18 protein-coding genes are annotated in these 18,895 nt (G+C 48.1%); 5 read left to right on the forward strand and 13 right to left on the reverse strand.

Annotated elements, in window-relative coordinates; all coding sequences use genetic code 11:
* The 10 genes from gspL to gspC all read right to left on the reverse strand — a co-directional run bounded on the left by gspL (position 1) and on the right by gspC (position 10,165).
* On the reverse strand, positions 1–1,227 hold the full coding sequence (gene gspL, locus KI655_RS10835; RefSeq protein WP_285404742.1) for a type II secretion system protein GspL: 1,227 nt from the start codon (positions 1,225–1,227) through the stop codon (positions 1–3).
* Positions 1,196–2,233 (reverse strand): type II secretion system minor pseudopilin GspK, encoded by a 1,038-nt coding sequence (gspK, locus tag KI655_RS10840; protein WP_285404744.1) that lies wholly within the window; start codon positions 2,231–2,233, stop codon positions 1,196–1,198. The genes gspL and gspK overlap by 32 nt, the downstream gene beginning before the upstream one ends.
* Positions 2,226–2,912 (reverse strand): type II secretion system minor pseudopilin GspJ, encoded by a 687-nt coding sequence (gene gspJ / locus KI655_RS10845; protein WP_285404746.1) that lies wholly within the window; start codon positions 2,910–2,912, stop codon positions 2,226–2,228. The genes gspK and gspJ overlap by 8 nt, the downstream gene beginning before the upstream one ends.
* A complete protein-coding gene (gspI, locus tag KI655_RS10850; RefSeq protein WP_285404748.1) occupies positions 2,899–3,273 on the reverse strand; it encodes a type II secretion system minor pseudopilin GspI in 375 nt (124 codons plus the stop codon). Before gspI ends, gspJ begins: the two co-directional genes overlap by 14 nt.
* Positions 3,260–3,835, reverse strand: a complete 576-nt coding sequence (gene gspH, locus KI655_RS10855) for a type II secretion system minor pseudopilin GspH (RefSeq protein ID WP_285353334.1) — start codon at positions 3,833–3,835, stop codon at positions 3,260–3,262. The genes gspI and gspH overlap by 14 nt, the downstream gene beginning before the upstream one ends.
* A gap of 80 nt (positions 3,836–3,915) precedes the next feature.
* Entirely contained in the window at positions 3,916–4,359 is a 444-nt protein-coding gene (gene gspG / locus KI655_RS10860) for a type II secretion system major pseudopilin GspG (RefSeq protein ID WP_255231703.1), read from the reverse strand.
* Positions 4,360–4,475: 116 nt separating this feature from the next.
* Positions 4,476–5,699 carry a type II secretion system inner membrane protein GspF gene (gene gspF / locus KI655_RS10865; RefSeq protein ID WP_285404751.1) on the reverse strand — a complete coding sequence of 408 codons (1,224 nt, stop codon included), beginning with the start codon at positions 5,697–5,699 and terminating at the stop codon, positions 4,476–4,478.
* 1 nt (position 5,700) lies between these two features.
* Positions 5,701–7,203 carry a type II secretion system ATPase GspE gene (gene gspE / locus KI655_RS10870; protein ID WP_285404753.1) on the reverse strand — a complete coding sequence of 501 codons (1,503 nt, stop codon included), beginning with the start codon at positions 7,201–7,203 and terminating at the stop codon, positions 5,701–5,703.
* Positions 7,203–9,227: a type II secretion system secretin GspD gene (gene gspD, locus KI655_RS10875; RefSeq protein ID WP_285404755.1), complete on the reverse strand. Its 2,025-nt coding sequence runs from the start codon at positions 9,225–9,227 to the stop codon at positions 7,203–7,205. Before gspD ends, gspE begins: the two co-directional genes overlap by 1 nt.
* A 41-nt stretch (positions 9,228–9,268) precedes the next feature.
* A complete protein-coding gene (gene gspC, locus KI655_RS10880; RefSeq protein ID WP_285404757.1) occupies positions 9,269–10,165 on the reverse strand; it encodes a type II secretion system protein GspC in 897 nt (298 codons plus the stop codon).
* 317 nt (positions 10,166–10,482) lie between these two features.
* On the opposite strand from gspC, the gene hslR reads away from it, so the two are divergent.
* The 4 genes from hslR (at position 10,483) to KI655_RS10900 (ending at position 15,859) form a co-directional block, all read left to right on the forward strand.
* Positions 10,483–10,869: a ribosome-associated heat shock protein Hsp15 gene (hslR, locus tag KI655_RS10885; protein WP_285404759.1), complete on the forward strand. Its 387-nt coding sequence runs from the start codon at positions 10,483–10,485 to the stop codon at positions 10,867–10,869.
* 18 nt (positions 10,870–10,887) lie between these two features.
* Positions 10,888–11,766 (forward strand): Hsp33 family molecular chaperone HslO, encoded by an 879-nt coding sequence (gene hslO / locus KI655_RS10890; protein WP_285404761.1) that lies wholly within the window; start codon positions 10,888–10,890, stop codon positions 11,764–11,766.
* A 337-nt stretch (positions 11,767–12,103) separates the two neighbouring features.
* Complete coding sequence (gene pckA, locus KI655_RS10895) at positions 12,104–13,729, forward strand: phosphoenolpyruvate carboxykinase (ATP) (RefSeq protein WP_285404763.1); 1,626 nt, start codon at positions 12,104–12,106, stop codon at positions 13,727–13,729.
* Between the two features lie 159 nt (positions 13,730–13,888).
* On the forward strand, positions 13,889–15,859 hold the full coding sequence (locus KI655_RS10900; RefSeq protein WP_285404765.1) for an AsmA family protein: 1,971 nt from the start codon (positions 13,889–13,891) through the stop codon (positions 15,857–15,859).
* A 43-nt stretch (positions 15,860–15,902) separates the two neighbouring features.
* Here the strand turns inward: KI655_RS10900 and KI655_RS10905 are convergent, their stop codons facing one another.
* The 3 genes from KI655_RS10905 to KI655_RS10915 are packed head-to-tail and all read right to left on the reverse strand — an operon-like array spanning position 15,903 to position 18,202.
* Positions 15,903–16,838, reverse strand: a complete 936-nt coding sequence (locus KI655_RS10905) for a bifunctional GNAT family N-acetyltransferase/hotdog fold thioesterase (protein WP_285404768.1) — start codon at positions 16,836–16,838, stop codon at positions 15,903–15,905.
* Positions 16,839–16,854: 16 nt separating this feature from the next.
* Positions 16,855–17,289: a D-aminoacyl-tRNA deacylase gene (gene dtd / locus KI655_RS10910; RefSeq protein WP_285404770.1), complete on the reverse strand. Its 435-nt coding sequence runs from the start codon at positions 17,287–17,289 to the stop codon at positions 16,855–16,857.
* The gene (locus tag KI655_RS10915; RefSeq protein ID WP_285404772.1) at positions 17,261–18,202 is read right to left on the reverse strand and encodes a virulence factor BrkB family protein; all 942 of its coding nucleotides are present in this window, start codon (positions 18,200–18,202) and stop codon (positions 17,261–17,263) included. Before KI655_RS10915 ends, dtd begins: the two co-directional genes overlap by 29 nt.
* Positions 18,203–18,242: 40 nt before the next feature.
* Here KI655_RS10915 and KI655_RS10920 point away from each other — a divergent pair, with 40 nt between their 5' ends.
* Complete coding sequence (locus KI655_RS10920; protein ID WP_285404774.1) at positions 18,243–18,884, forward strand: DUF2959 domain-containing protein; 642 nt, start codon at positions 18,243–18,245, stop codon at positions 18,882–18,884.
* The last annotated feature ends 11 nt before the right edge of the window (positions 18,885–18,895 follow it).

Below are 18,895 nucleotides of genomic sequence, written 5' to 3' on the forward strand. Positions count from 1 at the left end.
TTACTGTAATGGTTTAAGGGTAAAGCTTCCGTAGACTGCATCACCGTTACGGTTAAGTGGCCCTTGTTCAACAGAGAATTTCTCGGCTAACTTGGTACGTGCTGTCTCGAAGTGTTGGAAATCCGAGCTCTTTGCTTGCAGGCGTACTTCTGAACGGTTGCCGTCGTAACGAATGCTCTCGACTTCAATCGTGGTCACCTGCCCAAGCGTGTTTGGCAATTGAGTAAGCCAACCCAGCAGTGTCGCACCATCACCCGAGCCACCATATCGGCTCGCTTCTTCATTCATGGTACGTTTCAGGTAAGTCACGCTTGGTATTTTGCGTTTCCCCGGCAACACAGCACGGAAGATGCGCTCACTCTCAGCACGATAAGCTTGAGCTTCCGCTTCATAGCGCTGCACTTTCAGCGTTTGCTGCGTTGCAACAACAGCAATAAGCAAACAAGCGGCAATAGCGACCTTCTGCCAAACCTTCCAATACTTAGTAAATGAGGACTTGGTTTTGAAGCGCCCTGTGAGCAGGTTAATGCCACTCGTAATCGCTTGTTGGCTAAGCACAGCCATGACCAATTCTGCAGGCTTCTCCTGCCACTCGACATTGCTCTGCTGTTGAACATCGGCTTGAGGTAGCGCGGTATAACTGAAGATGGTTGGCTTAACCTCTTCTTCACTCTTCAACCAATCGCTGTTCAGGAACATTGGCAGCCATGCTTGGCGAATCGAGACCGCTTGATAGGTACTTTGACGCAGTAACCACTGGTCATCAATCTGCAGCGCAGTCACACCTTCAGCATCCACGGGAAGTGCCAATGTATCCGGCAAAACTTTGCGAATCGCGATACCAATTTCTGAAAATGCGCCAATAATCTGGTTGAGCCACTGATGCTCCACACCACAAACAACCGCAGATTCCGCCCCTTTATCCAGAATGGTAAAGTGCAGATCTTCAATATCTTGCGCAACCTCATCTTCTAGAAGAAATGGCAGCATTGAATCAAACTGACGTGCCGCCCCTTTCGGGATCTCGACACGCTTTAACAGGCAATCGTTGCCCGATAACAGAGCAATACAGGTCCGTTTTTCAGCATATGGTGTCAACTCATTGAGCTGTTGCCAGCTAGCAAGTTCACCACTTGCAATAACTTCTTGCTGGCTTGTCGACCAAACTAACCACTGCACTGGGCTTTGTGGTTCGCTACTCAGTCGAACGGTCAGAAACTCGCTCACTGATTCCTCCAAAGCGACGGCGCACTACCGTCACTGTTTCTCGATTACTACTATAAAAGAGAGTGCGTATTCGAACACGCGACTTCTCCACTAATACTTCGGCATCCAACTCGAAGTAACTACTGTCTACCGCTAAATACCCTTTGGCGTTCTTGGTTACATCCGCACTGACACTCGATAAATTCGACTCAGCTAAGAAATCATCAATGCTATCCCAGCCATCAAAGGGGCGGTTTTCAATTAATGCTTTGGCGTCTGATTCACTCAAATTAGGAGCAAACATCGCTTCCAACAAGGGCGCCTGTTTTACAGATAGTGTATTCACATTCAAACGCCAATCATCACTTGGCAAAGCACACACATAAGGGCGAACCTTATCCATCACTTCGCCACTGACTTGGTAAATCGCACGCAACTCAGATTCATCGGCGATCAAACCATTCGCCGCTAGATAAGACGGCTTCATCGCTTCGTAAGTGCTGTCTTCGACCCCGACCGAAGAGATGCTTCGAGTATCCTCATCAACGAACTCCCAAGTCGAGTTTGCAATCACTTCCGCTTGATAAGAGTCCACTTCCAAATTTTGTAGCAGGGTTTGCCATACAGACACCAAGTAAGGTGATTGATTGTCTGTGGTCGCAGTCACCGACTTCAATGCATTCAAATTAAAGCACGCTTGTCCGTCGCGAATATGCCCAACCACTTGACCATAATCGAGCGGATAAACCTGCTCTTCCAGTGCCCATGGCTGGCTTAAATTAATGGTATCGCTGTCTTTGTAACTCTGCTCAATACCCACCTTCGCCAAGGCTTCGATACCGATACTGTACCAATAGGCCTGTTGATAATTGAGCTGATTGCCAACACGCTTGAACTGGGTAAATAACCGTTCAGACATACTGCCCGCAATCGTTGCCATGATCGCCAATAGCATCAGTATCACGATCAAGGCGACACCGCGCTGCTTGTTAGGTTTTACCCTAGAGCCTCGATAATGCTTAACCATTATTGCCCCCACTCGATGAGGAGCTGTCGCTGCTATCACTGGTATTAATACTGCCGCTTGGCGTTAGGTAGATTCGCTCAATCTCACCATAATCTTTAAGGGTCAGCTTTAGCCTTACCGCTTTTGGTAGCGCACCATCGGTTTGCCACTCTTTAAGCCAAGAGCTTCCGTTGTAGAATTCCAAACTGAAGGCCTCTATGCCTTCGAGCAGTGGAGTCACCACACCCTCTTGACCTGTCGGCGTATCAGGATAACGCCACCATACCCTTTCAAGAGTCTCTTCCTTGATGCGATAGCCGACCTTAGTCACCTCACCGCGCGGAAACTGCTGTTGAGGGTTATGCCATCCCAAACGGGTGAACATGACACCAAGGGTATCGGAGTCGAGCAGGTATTCCTGCATCAGGATCAGTTTAGATGATGCTTCTTCACCATTAGTGCGGAACTGACGTTGCGCCATCTGACGAAAATCATTATCTAAAATGACCAAGCTACGCTGCAGTGCATTCAATCGAGCACTACGTTCAATTGAGACCTCATTACTACGTTGGATCTGATTGACGACCTGATACGCCGCCACACTTAAAGTGGCAAATATCGCGATCGAGACCAGCACCTCTATCAAGGTGAAGCCTTTGGCTCTATTGCGTGGAGAGCGGGTGCGACTAATTTGAGACATAACTGCGTACCGTCACCACAGGTGATGCATTCTTGCTGGTTGCCACACTGACATCAAAAGCCTTGAGCAAATTATCGCTGGTTGCCACTGGGGTCACTGTCCAAAACCAATCTCGCTCGGCCAACTTTTGTGTGCCTTGCGCTTTTTTTAGCTTCTCAGGGTGGAGCATTACCATCGCCATTTGATTGTCCACAACCATGGCGGCAAAGGTTTTCTCTTCCAAGTAGCTGAGTGTATTGATGTGTTGAGTCACAGCACGTATCACGCTGATCGCAGCCGTGGCAAAAATTGCCAGAGCCACCAAGACCTCGAGCAGAGTCATACCACGCTGACGCTTTGAGCTAAGATTACTCTTCTTCATCTTGCTCTCCAGGTTGCAACAGGCGAATCACCCCATTGTCTTGCACACGAATACGCCAACCGTCTTGCAAAGAGTCACCAGTATTTGGGTAGAATGAGAGAGTAAAAGGCGTCAACTCAGCACTCGATAAAATATAGATCTGAGGCGGCTTAGGTTTCTTCTCTTCTTCCAGGTCGGCAAACATATCTTCATCAAACAGGCTACCGGGATTGAAAAGACGATCGTCGTCTTGCCATGCCCCGCCACCCAAGCTTAATGAAAGAGAGAGTTCTTCAGGCAGTTCGGTGATAGAAGGGATCTTTTCAAATTCCACCTCTTGCCAACCTTCAGAGTTCAAGCTCATCAGAACATAAGTGGATTTCTGTTCATCGACACGAATGCCGAAATCTAAGCCACTTAAAATCGCCTCTTCATTAAGAAGCTGCACGCGCTGATAGAAGCTCTGTGCATACTGCTTAGCAACGTCTTTGGCATTGGTTGGAATGGTTGCGATCACCGCAACCGCAGTCAATGACAGTAATACGAGAACCAGCAGAATTTCTATTAGAGTAAATCCACGCAGTCGCGTTGTGCTGCGGGATTGAATAGGGCTTCTCACGTTTCGTATTACCATCACGACATAGATTCACAATAAGCGTCAGCTTATTGGAAGTCTTGCATATTCCAGTTACCGATATCTGCCGCAGCACCTTCACCGCCTTCTTGGCCGTCTGCGCCTAGCGTGAAGATATCAATCGTACCGTTATCACCTGGGCTTACGTATTGGTACGCGTTACCCCATGGGTCGTTTGGTAGGCGCTTGATGTAGCCGCCGTCACGGTAGTTGCGTGGCTCTGGGCTGCTTGGCTTAGATACAAGTGCATCTAGGCCTTGATCCGTCGTTGGGTACACACTGTTGTCTAGCTTGTACATATCGAGTGCATTCTCTAGAGCAACGATGTCAGTGATCGCTTTCTGTTGATCCGCTTTCTCTTTGTTGCCTAGAAGGTTTGGCACAACAAAGCTCGCCAACACACCTAAAATAACCACAACCACCATTACCTCTAGTAAGGTAAAGCCGGATTGTTTGTTGATTTTATTTTTCATTATTTTCTCCAAATGACAGCCGGAGAGTTCAGCAGACGCGCCTCTCTCCGAATCTAAAAACTATTCGCTTTTTACAACGTATAGGGTCTTAAAGCCATTACATTAAATCAGCGAGATTACCCGCTCATTAAATTGTTCATTTCCAGCATTGGCATCAGGGTCGCCATGACGATAAACAGTACCAAGCCTGCCATCAGTGCAATTAGTGCCGGAGTAAAGATACCCAAAGCAATGTTCACCGTAGATTCAAAGCTCTGGTCTTGGTTATCGGCAGCACGGGTCAGCATCTGCTCTAACTGACCACTCTGCTCGCCACTGGCAATCATATGCAGCATCATAGGCGGAAACAGCTTGGTCTGATCGAGCGCTTTTCTTAGGCTCGCACCTTCACGAACATTGTCTGAAGCCTGCAGGACTTGTTGTTTCACATGATGATTCGACATCACATCCACCGCCACCTTCATCCCTTCCAAGATTGGAATGGCACTTGAGGTACAGATAGACAGAGTACGAGCAAAGCGCGAGGTATTGATCCCTTTAGCAATTTTACCAACCAAAGGAATACTCAGAAGCTTTCTATCCCAGCTAAGACGAATCGATGGTTTCTTAAGTGCCGTTTTCACCAGCACAATAAAGCCAACGATTAAAAGGAATAGCTGAATGCCCCAGTTTTGAATGAACTCACTCGAGGCCAACAAAAACTGAGTAGACTGAGGCAGTTCTTGCCCCATCTGAATGATAGGTTCGACAATCTTAGGCACAACGGTTGCGAGTAGGAAGGAGACAATCGTCACCGCAAACACCACCAGCACCACCGGATAGATCATCGCTTGCATCAGCTTAGAGCGCATCTTTTGACGGTTCTCAGCGTAATCAGCCAAGCGCTCCAAGACCGCATCTAGGTGACCCGATTTTTCACCGGCAGCTACCATGGCACGAAACAGTTCATCGAAGATATGAGGATAATCAGCCAAGCTGTCAGCTAGGGTGTAACCTTCCGTCACTTTAGAGCGAACCGCCAGTAGCATGGTACGAATACGCTGCTTCTCTGACTGCTCTGCTACCGCTTTCAAACACTCTTCGAGCGGCATACCAGACTGAACCAAAGTCGAAATCTGTCGCGTAATCAAAGCAAGATCGGGCGTACTGATACCACGCTTAAAGCTAGTCGAAGGCGCACTGCCCCCTTTGCTGCTTTTCGCTTTGGCTTCGGCCATTTCAACCGGCATCAGGCCTTGCTCTTTGAGACGCTGACGAGCTTGACGCGCGTTATCTGCCTCTATCGAGCCTTTCTTGGTTTTGCCTTTGGCATCCAGTGCCTTGTATTCAAATGCCGCCATACTAGACTTCCTTGGTCACGCGCATCACCTCTTCTAGTGAGGTAATACCCTGACGAACCTTCGCTAGGCCATCATCGCGAATACTTGGCGTTGTGCTACGAATCGCTTTCTCGATCGCTTGCTCACCGGCTTCGCTGTGAATCAGTTCTTGTACCGACTCATCGACCATGAGTAGTTCATGGATACCGGTTCGGCCGCGGTAGCCTTTGTGATTACACGCTTCACACCCTTTCGCATGATAGAGCGTCAGGCTGTCTTCTTCCTTCAAATCAAACAGCTTTCTAGTCTCTTTATCGGCTTCGTACGGCTCTTTACAGTCGTTACATAACGTACGAACCAGTCGCTGTGCTAGCACGCCAAGCAGTGAAGAAGAGATTAGGAAAGGCTCGATACCCATATCACGTAGACGCGTGATCGCACCCACAGCAGTGTTGGTGTGGAGCGTCGACATTACCAAGTGACCCGTCAAAGATGCTTGTACTGCAATCTCAGCGGTCTCTAGGTCGCGGATCTCACCAATCATTACTACGTCAGGGTCTTGACGAAGAATCGCCCTCAGCCCACGCGCAAAGGTCATATCAACCTTAGGGTTCACCTGAGTCTGACCAATGCCGTCGATATCAAATTCAATCGGATCTTCTACGGTCAGGATGTTGCGCTCGTTACTGTTGAGCTCTTGTAGACCAGCATACAAGGTCGTCGATTTACCTGAACCCGTCGGACCGGTGACCAAGATAATGCCGTGTGGGCGCTGAATCAGTTTACGGAAGTTCTCGTGGTTTTGCGCCGTCATGCCTAGGCTGTGCAGATCAAGGCGAGTGGCATTTTTGTCGAGTAGACGCATTACCACGCGCTCACCGTGTGACGATGGCATGGTCGATACACGCACATCTACAGCGCGACCACCGATACGCAGGGAAATACGGCCATCTTGTGGCACGCGTTTTTCTGCAATATCCAGTTTTGCCATAACCTTAACACGTGACACCAGCAACGGTGCCAGTTTACGGCTTGGCGCAAGAACATCACGCAACACACCATCAATACGGAAACGGATGGAGAGCGATTTCTCAAAGGTCTCGATATGAATATCCGATGCACCCTCTTTGATCGCTTCACCCAGCATCGCATTGATTAGCTTAATGATCGGTGCATCATCTTCTGACTCAAGCAGGTCTTCGTCTTGTGGCAGCTCTTCCGCCAACGAGAAGAAGTCGTCGTTATCAGCACCGATGTCTTCCATCAGCTGACGCGCTTCCGATGAATCACGCTGATACGCCTCGGTGAGTTTTTTCTCAAACTCATCGGCGATGATCGCTTGTGGCGTGAAGCCGCTTTTCATCACGCGGCTCACTTCTAGAATCGCGGCCGCTTTTAGAGGCTCTACATAATAGAGTACTGGCGGGCGTTCAGGGTGCTGATACTCCAGCACCATCTTATAGCGATTTGCAAAGCTGAACGGCAAACGCTGAAAGTTGCGTACAGGCTCGACCATCTCTGCCATTATTGCTCTTCCATTTGATCGATGAACGCTTGGATCTCTGCTGGGTGATTGTGGCTTTCACCAAACTTAGGCAGTACTGGAATGTTATCGTCCTCCAGTAGCTTCAAGCCTTGCTCCGCTTTAAACAGTTGCTCAGCACGGATAAAGTTGTACTTACGCTGGGTAATACCATCGGCCGTCATGCCATCACGAATAATGGTTGGCTTGATGAATACCATCAAATTCTTTTTCTCAACCTGAGTACTGGTCGATTTAAATAGGTGACCAAGCACAGGGATGTCACCCAGTAGCGGCACCTTAGATTCACTCTCTAGTGCACGCTCATCAATCAGACCACCAAGCACAAGCATCTGACCATCTTGAACAATCACAGAAGTGTTCAGCTGACGCTTAGCAAAACGAACATCGACCGCACCATTCGCACCCAGTACGTTAGACACCTCTTGTTCAATGTTCAGTTGAACCGAGTCGCCCTCGTTAATTTGTGGAACGACTTTCAGCTTAATACCGACTTCTTTACGATCAACCGTTTGGAATGGGTTATCGTTGCTTGAACCCGCCGTCGAGCCCGTCAGAACTGGGACTTCTTCACCCACAATGAATGAGGCTTCGCCGTTATCCATTACGGTAATGCTTGGAGAAGATAGAATATTCGAGTTTGAATCGGTCGCAACCGCGCTGATTAGCGCTGTCCAGTCACCCATAACGACACTTACCGCGGCGCCATTAACACCAGCCAACGCAGAAGCTAAGGTAGAGTAGTCACCTTCTTTAGTTACCGTATTGAAACCAGTCACGTTGCCGTTTTCATCGGTAATCGTTGTCGTTTCCTCTGAGTCTTTTGCTTCCTCTAGGCCTACCATTACGTTACCAATCGATGCACCAGTGTTGCCGTATTGGATCATCGCACCCGTTTCAAGGTTACCCCACTGCACGCCGAGGTTGACGCCATCACCCTCTGCCATTTCGACGATCAGGGCTTCAATCAATACTTGAGCACGGCGAATATCCAGCTGAGCGATCACATCTTGCAGGGCATTCATGATGTCTGGCTGTGCTGTAATAACCAGAGAGTTGGTTTCTGCGTGCGCAGAGATCATTACCTGATTACGATTTGCACTACGGTTTTTGCTTGAGGTCTGCTTCTCTGACTGTAGGTTGTCTGACACACCCTTTAGTACATCGACTAGCTCTTCCGCTTTCGCATACTTAAGGTAAACCACTTGGTTATTGCCTTTAGTCGCCATCTCAACATCTAGCTGCTCAATCAGCTTTCTTAGACGGCTACGAACCTTAGGGTCACCAGAAATCAGAATCGCGTTCGTGCGCTCGTCGGCTACCAGTTTAGGCTGTAGGAATGCAGGTGTGTTCTTCGCGTCAGTGGTTTTATTAAGAGCATCAACAATGCGCACCATCTCGGCTGCAGAAGCGTTTTTCAGCTCTACCACTTCGATCTCTTTGTCACCCGCTTGGTCAACACGCTTGATGATCTCAGCCAAACGGTTAACAACCGCCGCACGGCCAGTAATCAGGATGATGTTGGCAGGGTCGTAGTGCACGACGTTACCCGCACCAGCATTATCGTTCAGCTGACGCAAGAGTGGCGATAGTTCGCGTACCGATACATTACGCACCGTCACTACACGTGTCACCACACTGTCGCCTTGAATGTTTTCGCGGTCGCCGACCACAGGAATAGCAGAGGTCTTAGAGTCTTTGGCTTTGATGATCTTCAAAACGCCAGATTCCATCTCAACCACGGCGTAGCCGTACACTTCCAGTACATTGAGGAAGAAGCTGTAATACTGTTCTTCATTGAGCACGTCATAACTGCGTACATCAATCTTGCCGCGTACCGACGGATCAACGATGATCGTCTTCTCTAAGTTACGGCCAACAATATTAATAAACTCTTGAATATCAGTGCCCTTAAAGCTGGCACTAAAATCATTAGCGATGGCTGCTGGTGTGCAGATCAAGCTTCCCGCTAATAACCATGCACTTTTCTTAAACCAATGCTTCACGTACTACTCCTACACTCTCGCCTTTCGGTAAGCGAAATGTTTTAAAATTCGATAAAAATGTCATGCTGCTGTCCGTCTCTTTCGACCACCAAATTCAGTTCGGTTAAGTCAGAGATAGAGCGAAAAATCGTGCCCATAGCAGCGGGATCGGTCAGGTCTTGTCCATTAAGCTGAGTCGCGATGTCTCCACTTTGGAGCCCAACCGATTTAAAAAGTTCGGGATCTTTTCCAGGACTGACGCGATAGCCAATCACATTACCGTCGCGTTTCACTTGTGAAAGACGAACGTATTGGAAGATTTGTTGTGGGTCTTGGGTGATCTTAGCCTTAATATCTTCCAGCTTCTCTTCCGCAGAACCCGGATTGTTGCCGCGAACCGATGCCGACGCACGCGGCTTCGCAGGCGCAGATACAGACAGGCGCTTATACTCAAGACCTTCAAGCATCAAGGTTTCATCGCGGCCAGAGTTATCAATAATGACACGATCAATCAGCACCGCTTTCAGCTTGGCGCGCGTCCCTTCTATTTCTTCACTGATGCCGTAGGTCGCTTGTTTACCACGGTTTGCTATGACCGCTAGGCTACGATTCGGATCAGAACTCGCCACCGCCCCCACCAGCACGAGGTTCAAACGTGTTTTAGGGGCGTCTTGAATCACAGGCTGTTCAATAACCTGAGGCGTTTCGGCGTTGTATTCACCAAATAGATGACTCTTTTGTAGAGATGAGATATCGAGCGTTGATTGCGGTCGAGATGACGACGAGGCTTGCGCCTTCCAAGACGTGATAGATTGCTCTGCTGGTTCAATCAACCAAGCCAATTGACCCAGAATCCATGCAGAGATAGCGATCAATACACAACAAGTTATCAGGCTCAGCTTCTGCTGAAATACAAATCCATTCTCTATTAAGCGGCTCAACAGGGGAGAATTTCCCATGCGATTCTTGAGCTCTAAAAACTTCACTTGCCTAAACCCTTCTGTGAAGATGAGAGCACTAAACCATTAAACTCTCAGCTTTTTTGTTCATTATGACTATATCGTATTACAATTTGATATAGGATCCGAAACTATAACATAGCCGACGCATAAAAAATCATAACGTGAGCTATTTTGCAGTATGCCTTGAAAAAAAACACATTTGCCACCACTTTAGCTTCTACCAAATGTGATAAGCATCATCTAAGACAAGTTGCGAACTGATTTTACTCAGTTAAACCACATTCATTTTCTCACTTTTAAAGGCACAGCGTCCTATGAAAACTGCTAATGAAGCTGTCAGACTAGATAAATGGTTGTGGGCAGCACGCTTTTACAAAACTCGTTCGATTGCTCGTAATATGGTCGATGGTGGTAAAGTCCACTATAATGGTCAACGCAGCAAACCAAGCAAAATCGTAGAACTTGGGGCAGTCATCGCACTGCGTCAAGGCAATGAAGAAAAGACGGTCACGATCGAGAAGATTTCCGATCAACGCCGCGGAGCTCCAGAAGCTCAAACCCTTTACACTGAAACGAAAGAGAGCTTGGCAAAGCGTGAAGCACACGCCCAACAGCGTAAATTACATGCACATAACCCAAGCCCAGATCGTCGTCCTGACAAAAAGCAACGTCGTGACATCATCAAGTTCAAGCATCAATAAGCTAGAAGGAATCGCCAAATGGCAAACAATGTTTTAAATCGCTACCTATTTGAAGACCTATCGGTACGTGGTGAATTGGTACAACTGGACGAAGCGTACCAACAAATTATTTCTAGCAAGGAATACCCAGCGGCTATTCAAAAGCTTCTTGGTGAGCTATTGGTTTCAACTACTCTTCTTACTGCGACTCTAAAGTTTGAAGGCTCTATCACTATGCAGCTGCAAGGTGACGGCCCAGTATCTCTAGCAGTAATTAACGGTGACCACGATCAGAAGATCCGTGGTGTTGCGCGTTTTGAAGGTGACATTGCTGATGACGCGGGTCTACACGACCTAATGGGTAAAGGCTACCTAGTTATCACTATCGATCCTAAGAAAGGTGAGCGTTACCAAGGTATTGTGGCACTTGAGGGCGACACACTAGCCGACGTTCTTGAAGGCTACTTCGCAAACTCAGAGCAACTGAAAACACGCCTATGGCTACGTACTGGTGAGCACGAAGGCAAACCACACGCAGCGGGTATGCTTCTACAAATCATGCCAGATGGCACAGGTACACCGGATGACTTCGAGCACCTAGAGCAGCTAACAGCAACAGTAAAAGACGAAGAGCTATTCTCTCTAGAAGCGAACGAGCTTCTATACCGTCTATACAACCAAGAGAAGGTTCAGCTGTTTACGCCTCAACCGGTTGAGTTCTTCTGTGGTTGTTCTCGTGAACGCAGTGGCGCAGCTATCATTACTGTGTCTCAAGAAGAGATCTACAGCATCATCAGCACCGAAGGTAGCGTTGCTCTACACTGTGATTACTGTGGCACAAGCTACGCTTTTGATAAGAACGATGTTGATGCACTGTTCGCAGAAGCAGCAGATAAAGGCAGCAATACGGTTCATTAATTTACGCCGTTCTAAAAACACGTAATTTAAACCAAAAAGGCCAGCGCAAAGCTGGCCTTTTTTGTGATCAAATTAGCGCAAATCTCGTAACATCTCGTAATAAAATCACCGCTTAATTTTAATCAATTAATAATGTTCAAGCCCCTAGCGCAAAGGTTTGCGTACAGGATAGACTAGTTGGGCCAATATGTGACGAGACACTTAAAACCCCATGGAAATTATGGATAAATTTTGAGCTACATCCCTGTTTCCCCCAGGTCTCGTTGCTAGCATGGTGAGCAGATAAGAATAAAAAATTAATACAAAATCCCTACAAAATATCCTACAAGGAGCACCTATGACCGTTATGGAACATACAAAGGCTGCACAAATTGATCTTACTAAACACGGACTTACTGGCGTAACTGAAGTACTGCGTAACCCTAGTTACGAGCAATTGTTCGTGGAAGAAACTCTTCCAGGCTTAGAAGGCTACGAAAAAGGCGTAGTGACTGAACTTGGCTCTGTTGCTGTTGACACTGGTATCTTTACTGGCCGCTCACCAAAAGATAAGTACATTGTTAAAGATGACACAACTCGCGATACCATGTGGTGGTCAGATCAAGGCAAAAATGATAACAAACCAATTACAACTGAAGTGTGGAACGACCTTAAAGAACTCGTGACTACACAGCTGTCTGGCAAGCGCCTATTTGTGATTGACGGTTACTGTGGTGCTAACCCAGATACACGCCTAAGCGTACGTATTATCACTGAAGTAGCGTGGCAAGCGCACTTCGTTAAGAACATGTTCATCCGCCCAACAGAAGAAGAGCTGGCAACATTCGAACCAGACTTCGTTGTTATGAACGGCGCGAAGACAACCAACCCGAAATGGCAAGAACACGGCCTAAACTCTGAAAACTTTGTGGCGTTCAACCTGACTGAGCGTGTACAAATCATCGGTGGTACTTGGTACGGCGGTGAGATGAAGAAAGGCATGTTCGCAATGATGAACTACCTACTTCCACTGCAAGGCATCGCTTCTATGCACTGTAGCGCGAACGTAGGCGAGAAAGGCGACGTAGCGGTATTCTTCGGCCTATCAGGTACAGGTAAAACAACGCTATCTACAGACCCTAAACGTCAACTTATCGGTGACGATGAGCACGGTTGGGATGACGACGGTATCTTCAACTTCGAAGGTGGCTGTTACGCGAAGACAATTCGTCTATCGAAAGAAGCAGAACCAGAGATCTACAACGCAATCCGTCGTGATGCACTGCTAGAGAACGTAACAGTACGTGGCGATGGCTCTATCGACTTTGATGATGGCTCTAAAACAGAAAACACACGTGTTTCTTACCCGATCCACCACATCGATAACATTGTTAAGCCAGTATCTAAAGCAGGCCATGCGAAGAAAGTTATCTTCCTGACTGCGGATGCGTTTGGCGTTCTACCTCCAGTTTCTAAACTGACTCCAGAGCAAACCAAGTACCACTTCCTATCTGGCTTCACAGCGAAACTAGCCGGTACTGAGCGTGGCATCACTGAGCCGACTCCAACGTTCTCTGCAGCGTTTGGCGCAGCGTTCCTAACACTACACCCAACTCAGTACGCTGAAGTACTAGTGAAGCGTATGGAAGCAGCAGGCGCAGAAGCGTACCTAGTAAACACAGGTTGGAACGGCAGCGGCAAGCGTATCTCTATCCAAGATACTCGCGGCATCATTGACGCAATCCTAGATGGCTCAATCGACGATGCAGAAACTAAGGTTATCCCTATGTTTAACCTTGAGGTGCCATTGGCGCTGCACGACGTGGATTCTGGCATTCTAGACCCACGTGATACGTACACAGATCCACTACAGTGGGAAAGCAAAGCAAAAGACCTTGCGGAGCGCTTCATCAACAACTTTGATAAGTACACCGACAACGACGAAGGTAAGGCGCTGGTATCTGCTGGCCCGCAACTGGATTAATTGTTCACTCTGCTCTGAGAGCGTGACGCGTAAGCCGATGCTCTCTTAAAAACGATATTTTTGTAGCAAGCCCCTCTTTTGAGGGGCTTTTTTGTTGCCGCAGCGCCTATTTTGTTCCACTCTATTTTGAGCAACGAAGAAATGGAAGGTGTGCAAGGAATGAAAAGAGTCATCATGGTGGTTGGGATTGTGTTATCTGTCCTAGTCGCAGCCGTCGCAACGCTGCTGCTTGGTTTACAGACCCAGTACCGCACTGACATCGCGAATTTCTTGCTCAAGCACACCACTGCCGACTCAATCACAGTGGAAGATGTCAATTATCAAGCCCCTTATGAGCTGACCTTACAAGGTATCACGCTCAACGCGGAAAACGAATCACCGAGCTACATCGACAAACTCCAACTATGGCTCAACCCAAATAGCTTTCTCACCGCTCGCCTCGAACTCGACTCGCTATTAATCAGTGGCGTTCAATGGCAAGGCCCTGAATTAGAAATCCTGAAACAGCGCCTCTCTCAACCAGACATTACCCTTCATCAGCTAGCGATCAACAACCTAGACTTCTCAACGCCTGAGTACAGCGCTCGTGACGTTGATATCCAGATTGCGCAGCCAGATTGGTCGAGCACGCAACAACTGCTGCCCAACGGAAAGATTCAGCTCAAGGCTGGGCAGATCTTTTGGCAAAACGAGGCCCTAGACAATTTCCTCATCGACCTAGATCTAAAAGCCCATGACAGCACACTCTACGGGGCATCGTTTGAGTGGCGTGGTGCCAAGGTATCAGGTCAGGCAGAGCAATATCCGACGGGGTGGTCACTGATCAATGTGACCATCGATGGCTTGCGCCTCAACCAGCAACAAACTCAGCAACTGCAACGTGCAGATTGGCGTGTCTCGGGGTTCAACGTCAGCCACATTAACAGCCTCGACATCCTCAAAAGCGATATTGCTTGGCAAGATGGTCACCTTGCTGCGTTCAGCGCATCCTTGGAAAACATTCAGCTTCCTTTCAAGGTTTGGCAGCAACAGCAGGGTTATTTTTCTCTACAGGCGGAGAGTGTCTCTCTACAACAAGAGCAGTGGATTGACCCCAACCTAAAGCTGACTCTACAAGAAAATGAGATCGAGATTAATGACTTTTATAGCCAGTGGCAGCAAGGCAGCATACAACTCAATGGCCGCGTGACCCCTCAAACCGTTCAACTCCAAGAGCTGGATGTGCGCGGAGTAAAATGGGTCACGGAGTCAACACAAGACAGCGAGCCTCTATCTCTATTGCAACCTTGGCTACAGGGCATCAACTCACTATCGATTGCAAGGCTGAACGTCGAGCGCAGCCAACGCATTCAATTGGCACGACAACCTTATTGGCAGGTTTCTGGCTTGCACATCGAGGGGCAAGATCTTAGCCTGATTGAACAAGGAAAATGGGGATTGTGGGAAGGCGAACTGAACGCCAGCGCCAATGATGCCAGTTACCAAAGTATCCTCTCAGCACAGCCCGTGATTGAGATGAGCAGTCACCAAGGCAAGTGGACGCTCAAGAGACTCTTTGCACCGCTCAAGCAGGGTTATATTGAGGCTCAAGCCACAGTCGACTTCAATCAAGTCAGCCAGCCATGGCAAGCAACCATCAGCGCCGATGGCTTACCACTGTCGCCATTCGCTCCCTACTTAACATTGCCATTTGATGCATCAGGTATCGGTGAATTTGAACTGCAGGCATCTGGTTTAGCCGGCGACGACCTAATGCTGAGACATTCAGTCACCGGAAGCCTAGAGGGCAGTATTCGCAATGGCGTGATTAACTTCACCCCTAACAACAACCAGACCAATGAGCCCCAAAAAGACGAAGTGCCACAATCCAACATCGTGAACTTCGAAATCTCAGATATCAAAGCCGACTTAAACCGCGGTCACCTGTCATTACCGTCTTTGCACATTATTGGTGCAACACAACAAGGCGACCAGCCTCAGCCAGTGACACTGACGGGAGAGGTCAATGGAGAGCTGGATATGGTGACACCGCACAAGCACACTCTACAGCTCACTTTGTCGAGTGAGTGCTACCAAGTCTCTGGCCCAGTGAACCAAGCCAAGCTCACTCAAAAAGATAACTGCCAATAAAAACGCCACTCATCGAGAGTGACGTAATTTAAGATGTTAGAGCTTATTCCGAGACGTTTTGTGTGTAGCTAAGAACCTTTTTATAGTCTGGAATCAACATGTAGGTGCCAGTAAACTCAACCGCTTCCACATCACCACTGTGAATCGTCACATGAATGATGATACGCGCCTTACGACCCGAGGCTAATCGGTCTAAATCGCCACTGATGCCATCGAGCGATGTCGAAGCCACAGGGTTTTGCTCAACCGGATGACGGTAGCGAATGTTGCTGTCAGCTAACACGATATCACCTGTCAGGCCACGCTCTTTCATTAGCAACCACGTCATACCCCACCCCGTCAGTGTCGCCAGAGTAAACGCTGAGCCCGCAAACATGGTGTTATGAGGATTGAGGTTAGGGTTAAGCTGAGCACTACACTCAAACTGGTAACCTGTGTATTGGTTTATCTTGATGCCCATCTTGTCACTGATAGGGATCTGATGTTCCCAACGCTGCTGTAGCTCATTACACCATTCAGGTTTACGCAATACGTCTGCCATTGGGTCGAGATGTTTTACCATCTGCTGGTGACGCACCGGACCACGTTGATCGTTAATCTCACCACGACGCTCAAAGCTGTTCTTCTCATAGAATGAGATCGCATCTTCACGCGCATTACACACCAAACGTTTCGCGCCCTCTTGGCGAGCCAGAGATTCCAGTGCAACCAAGATAAGAGAACCCATACCCTTGCTACGGCGTGAGTTTTTCACCGCCATATAGCGAATTTGGCCTTCGAGATCAGGGGTAATGTAGAGACGGCCAATCGCCATCGGTCGACCACGACCATCGACAATCATTCGATGATGACTCATGCCATCGTATTCATCACGCTCTGAGCCAACTGGCATGCGCCACGGCTCACGCAGCATCTGCCAACGAAAGTGATAATATTTATTGAGTTGATTCTCCGTGGTCGGAGTAATGAGTTTAAACATGCTTATTCCTTTAAGCTTAAACCTGTAGCCAGAATGTCACTGGGCCATCATTGACCAGAGAAACCTTCATATCTGCTGCAAATCGGCCACGTTCCGTTGGCAATACTGATTCACACTGATCCGAGAAATAGTCGTAAAGACGCTCAGCATCCGCTGGGTGAGCACCACGAGAGAACCCGGCACGCGTCCCTTTCTTAGTATCTGCTGGCAGCGTAAATTGCGAAACGACCAATACCTTGCCCTCAACCTGTTTAACGTTGAGGTTCATTTTTCCGTCTTCATCTTCGAACACACGGTAGGTCGTGACACGCTCCATTAAGCGCTTCGCCTTGGCTTCGTCGTCGTCTCTTTCAACGCCGAGTAACACCAATAAGCCCTTATCAATTTCGCCAACTACCTCACCATCAACGCGAACGGCCGCTTCACTTACTCTTTGAATCAGTGCTATCACTGTGATTTCCTTGTTCTGGAACTTCTTGACTATCGGTAGAGTGTACCATTTCTTTCGCCTCACTCCACTGTTCACGCTCACCCAGTGCCGCAGTAACCTCAGCACCCACCAGAACGATTAACCAACACAAGTAAACCCAGACAAACAGAATCGGAATCGCCGCCAGTGCGCCGTAGATAAGTTGATATGACGGGAACTGAGTAATGTAAGCCGCAAAGCCTTTCTTACTCAATTCAAACAGCAGGGCGGCCACCAACGAGCCCGCCGCCGCGTGAGAAAAGTTGACCTTTTTGTTCGGAACCAACAAGTACAAGCCAAAGAAAGTGAAGAAAGAGAGGATTAATGGCAGCTTGCGAATCACAAAATTATACAGACCCGATACCGCTTCGTTTTGCAGTAGAGTCAGTGAGGTCACGTACGAGGTTGCGGCGATACTGGCTCCGACCAAAATCGGGCCGAGAGTTAAAACCATCCAGTACATTGAGAAAGAGTGAACCGGACGACGCTTGCCCTTCACTCGCCAGATGTAATTCAGGTTTTTATCGATGTTGGAGATCAGCATCATTGCAGCAATAAACAAGAAGCCACTACCAACTGCGGTCATCTTGCCGGTATTTGCGACGAAATCCTGCAAAGCGTTGTGTACGGCATCACCAGAGGCAGGGACAAAATTATTGATAATGAATTTCTGAATCACGATCCCTACATCGGCAAACACCGAAAAAGAGGAGAGTATCGATAACAATACCGCCAGCATCGGGACAATAGACAGCAGAGTGATGTACGCCAAGTAGCCAGCATTCACATTTACCCGATCGTGTTTCATCCTTGCTATCAGGTAGTGCGAGAACGCGATGCTGAGCGTGGTTGTCTTTTGGATCTTCAACTTGTAACTCCCATGTAACTCGTTCATAGTCCTAATAATGTTGATTATTTGTATATAGGAACCAAGGATGCCTTATTTTCTCGTATTAGTGCTATCTATTTTTACCCTAACCGGATGTCAGTCGGCTTATTACTCAGCCATGGAGCAAGTGGGTTACCACAAACGTGACATCATGGTCGATCGTGTAGAAGATGCCAAAGAGTCTCAACAAGATGCTCAAGAAGAGTTCACCAGTGCGTTAGAAGCCCTAAGCAGCCTGACCAACTTCAATGGCGGTGACCTTGAAGACATGTACAACAAGATCAACGACAAGTATCAAGACAGCGAGAAAGCAGCGCAAAATGTCAGTGACCGCATCGCCGCGATCGAAGACGTTTCAGACGCCCTATTTGCTGAATGGCAAGAAGAGCTCGATCTCTACACCAGCGCTTCATTGCGCCGTTCCAGTGAACAGAAGCTGCGGGAAACTAAATCCTCTTATCAAACCATGCTGTCTGCAATGAAACGCGCTGAGAAGAAAATGGACCCTGTGCTCAATACGCTGCGCGACAATACCCTTTACCTTAAGCATAACCTAAATGCGAGCGCTGTCGGTTCTTTACAGGGTGAATTCATGAGCCTAGAAAAAGACATCGCCTTTGCAATCAAGCAGATGAATGCGGCTATTGAAGAGTCAGACAAGTTCCTAGCTCAGCTCAACCAGAAGTAATACTGAACCAT

The organism is Vibrio sp. D404a (assembly GCF_030248535.1).
Classification (GTDB): domain Bacteria; phylum Pseudomonadota; class Gammaproteobacteria; order Enterobacterales; family Vibrionaceae; genus Vibrio.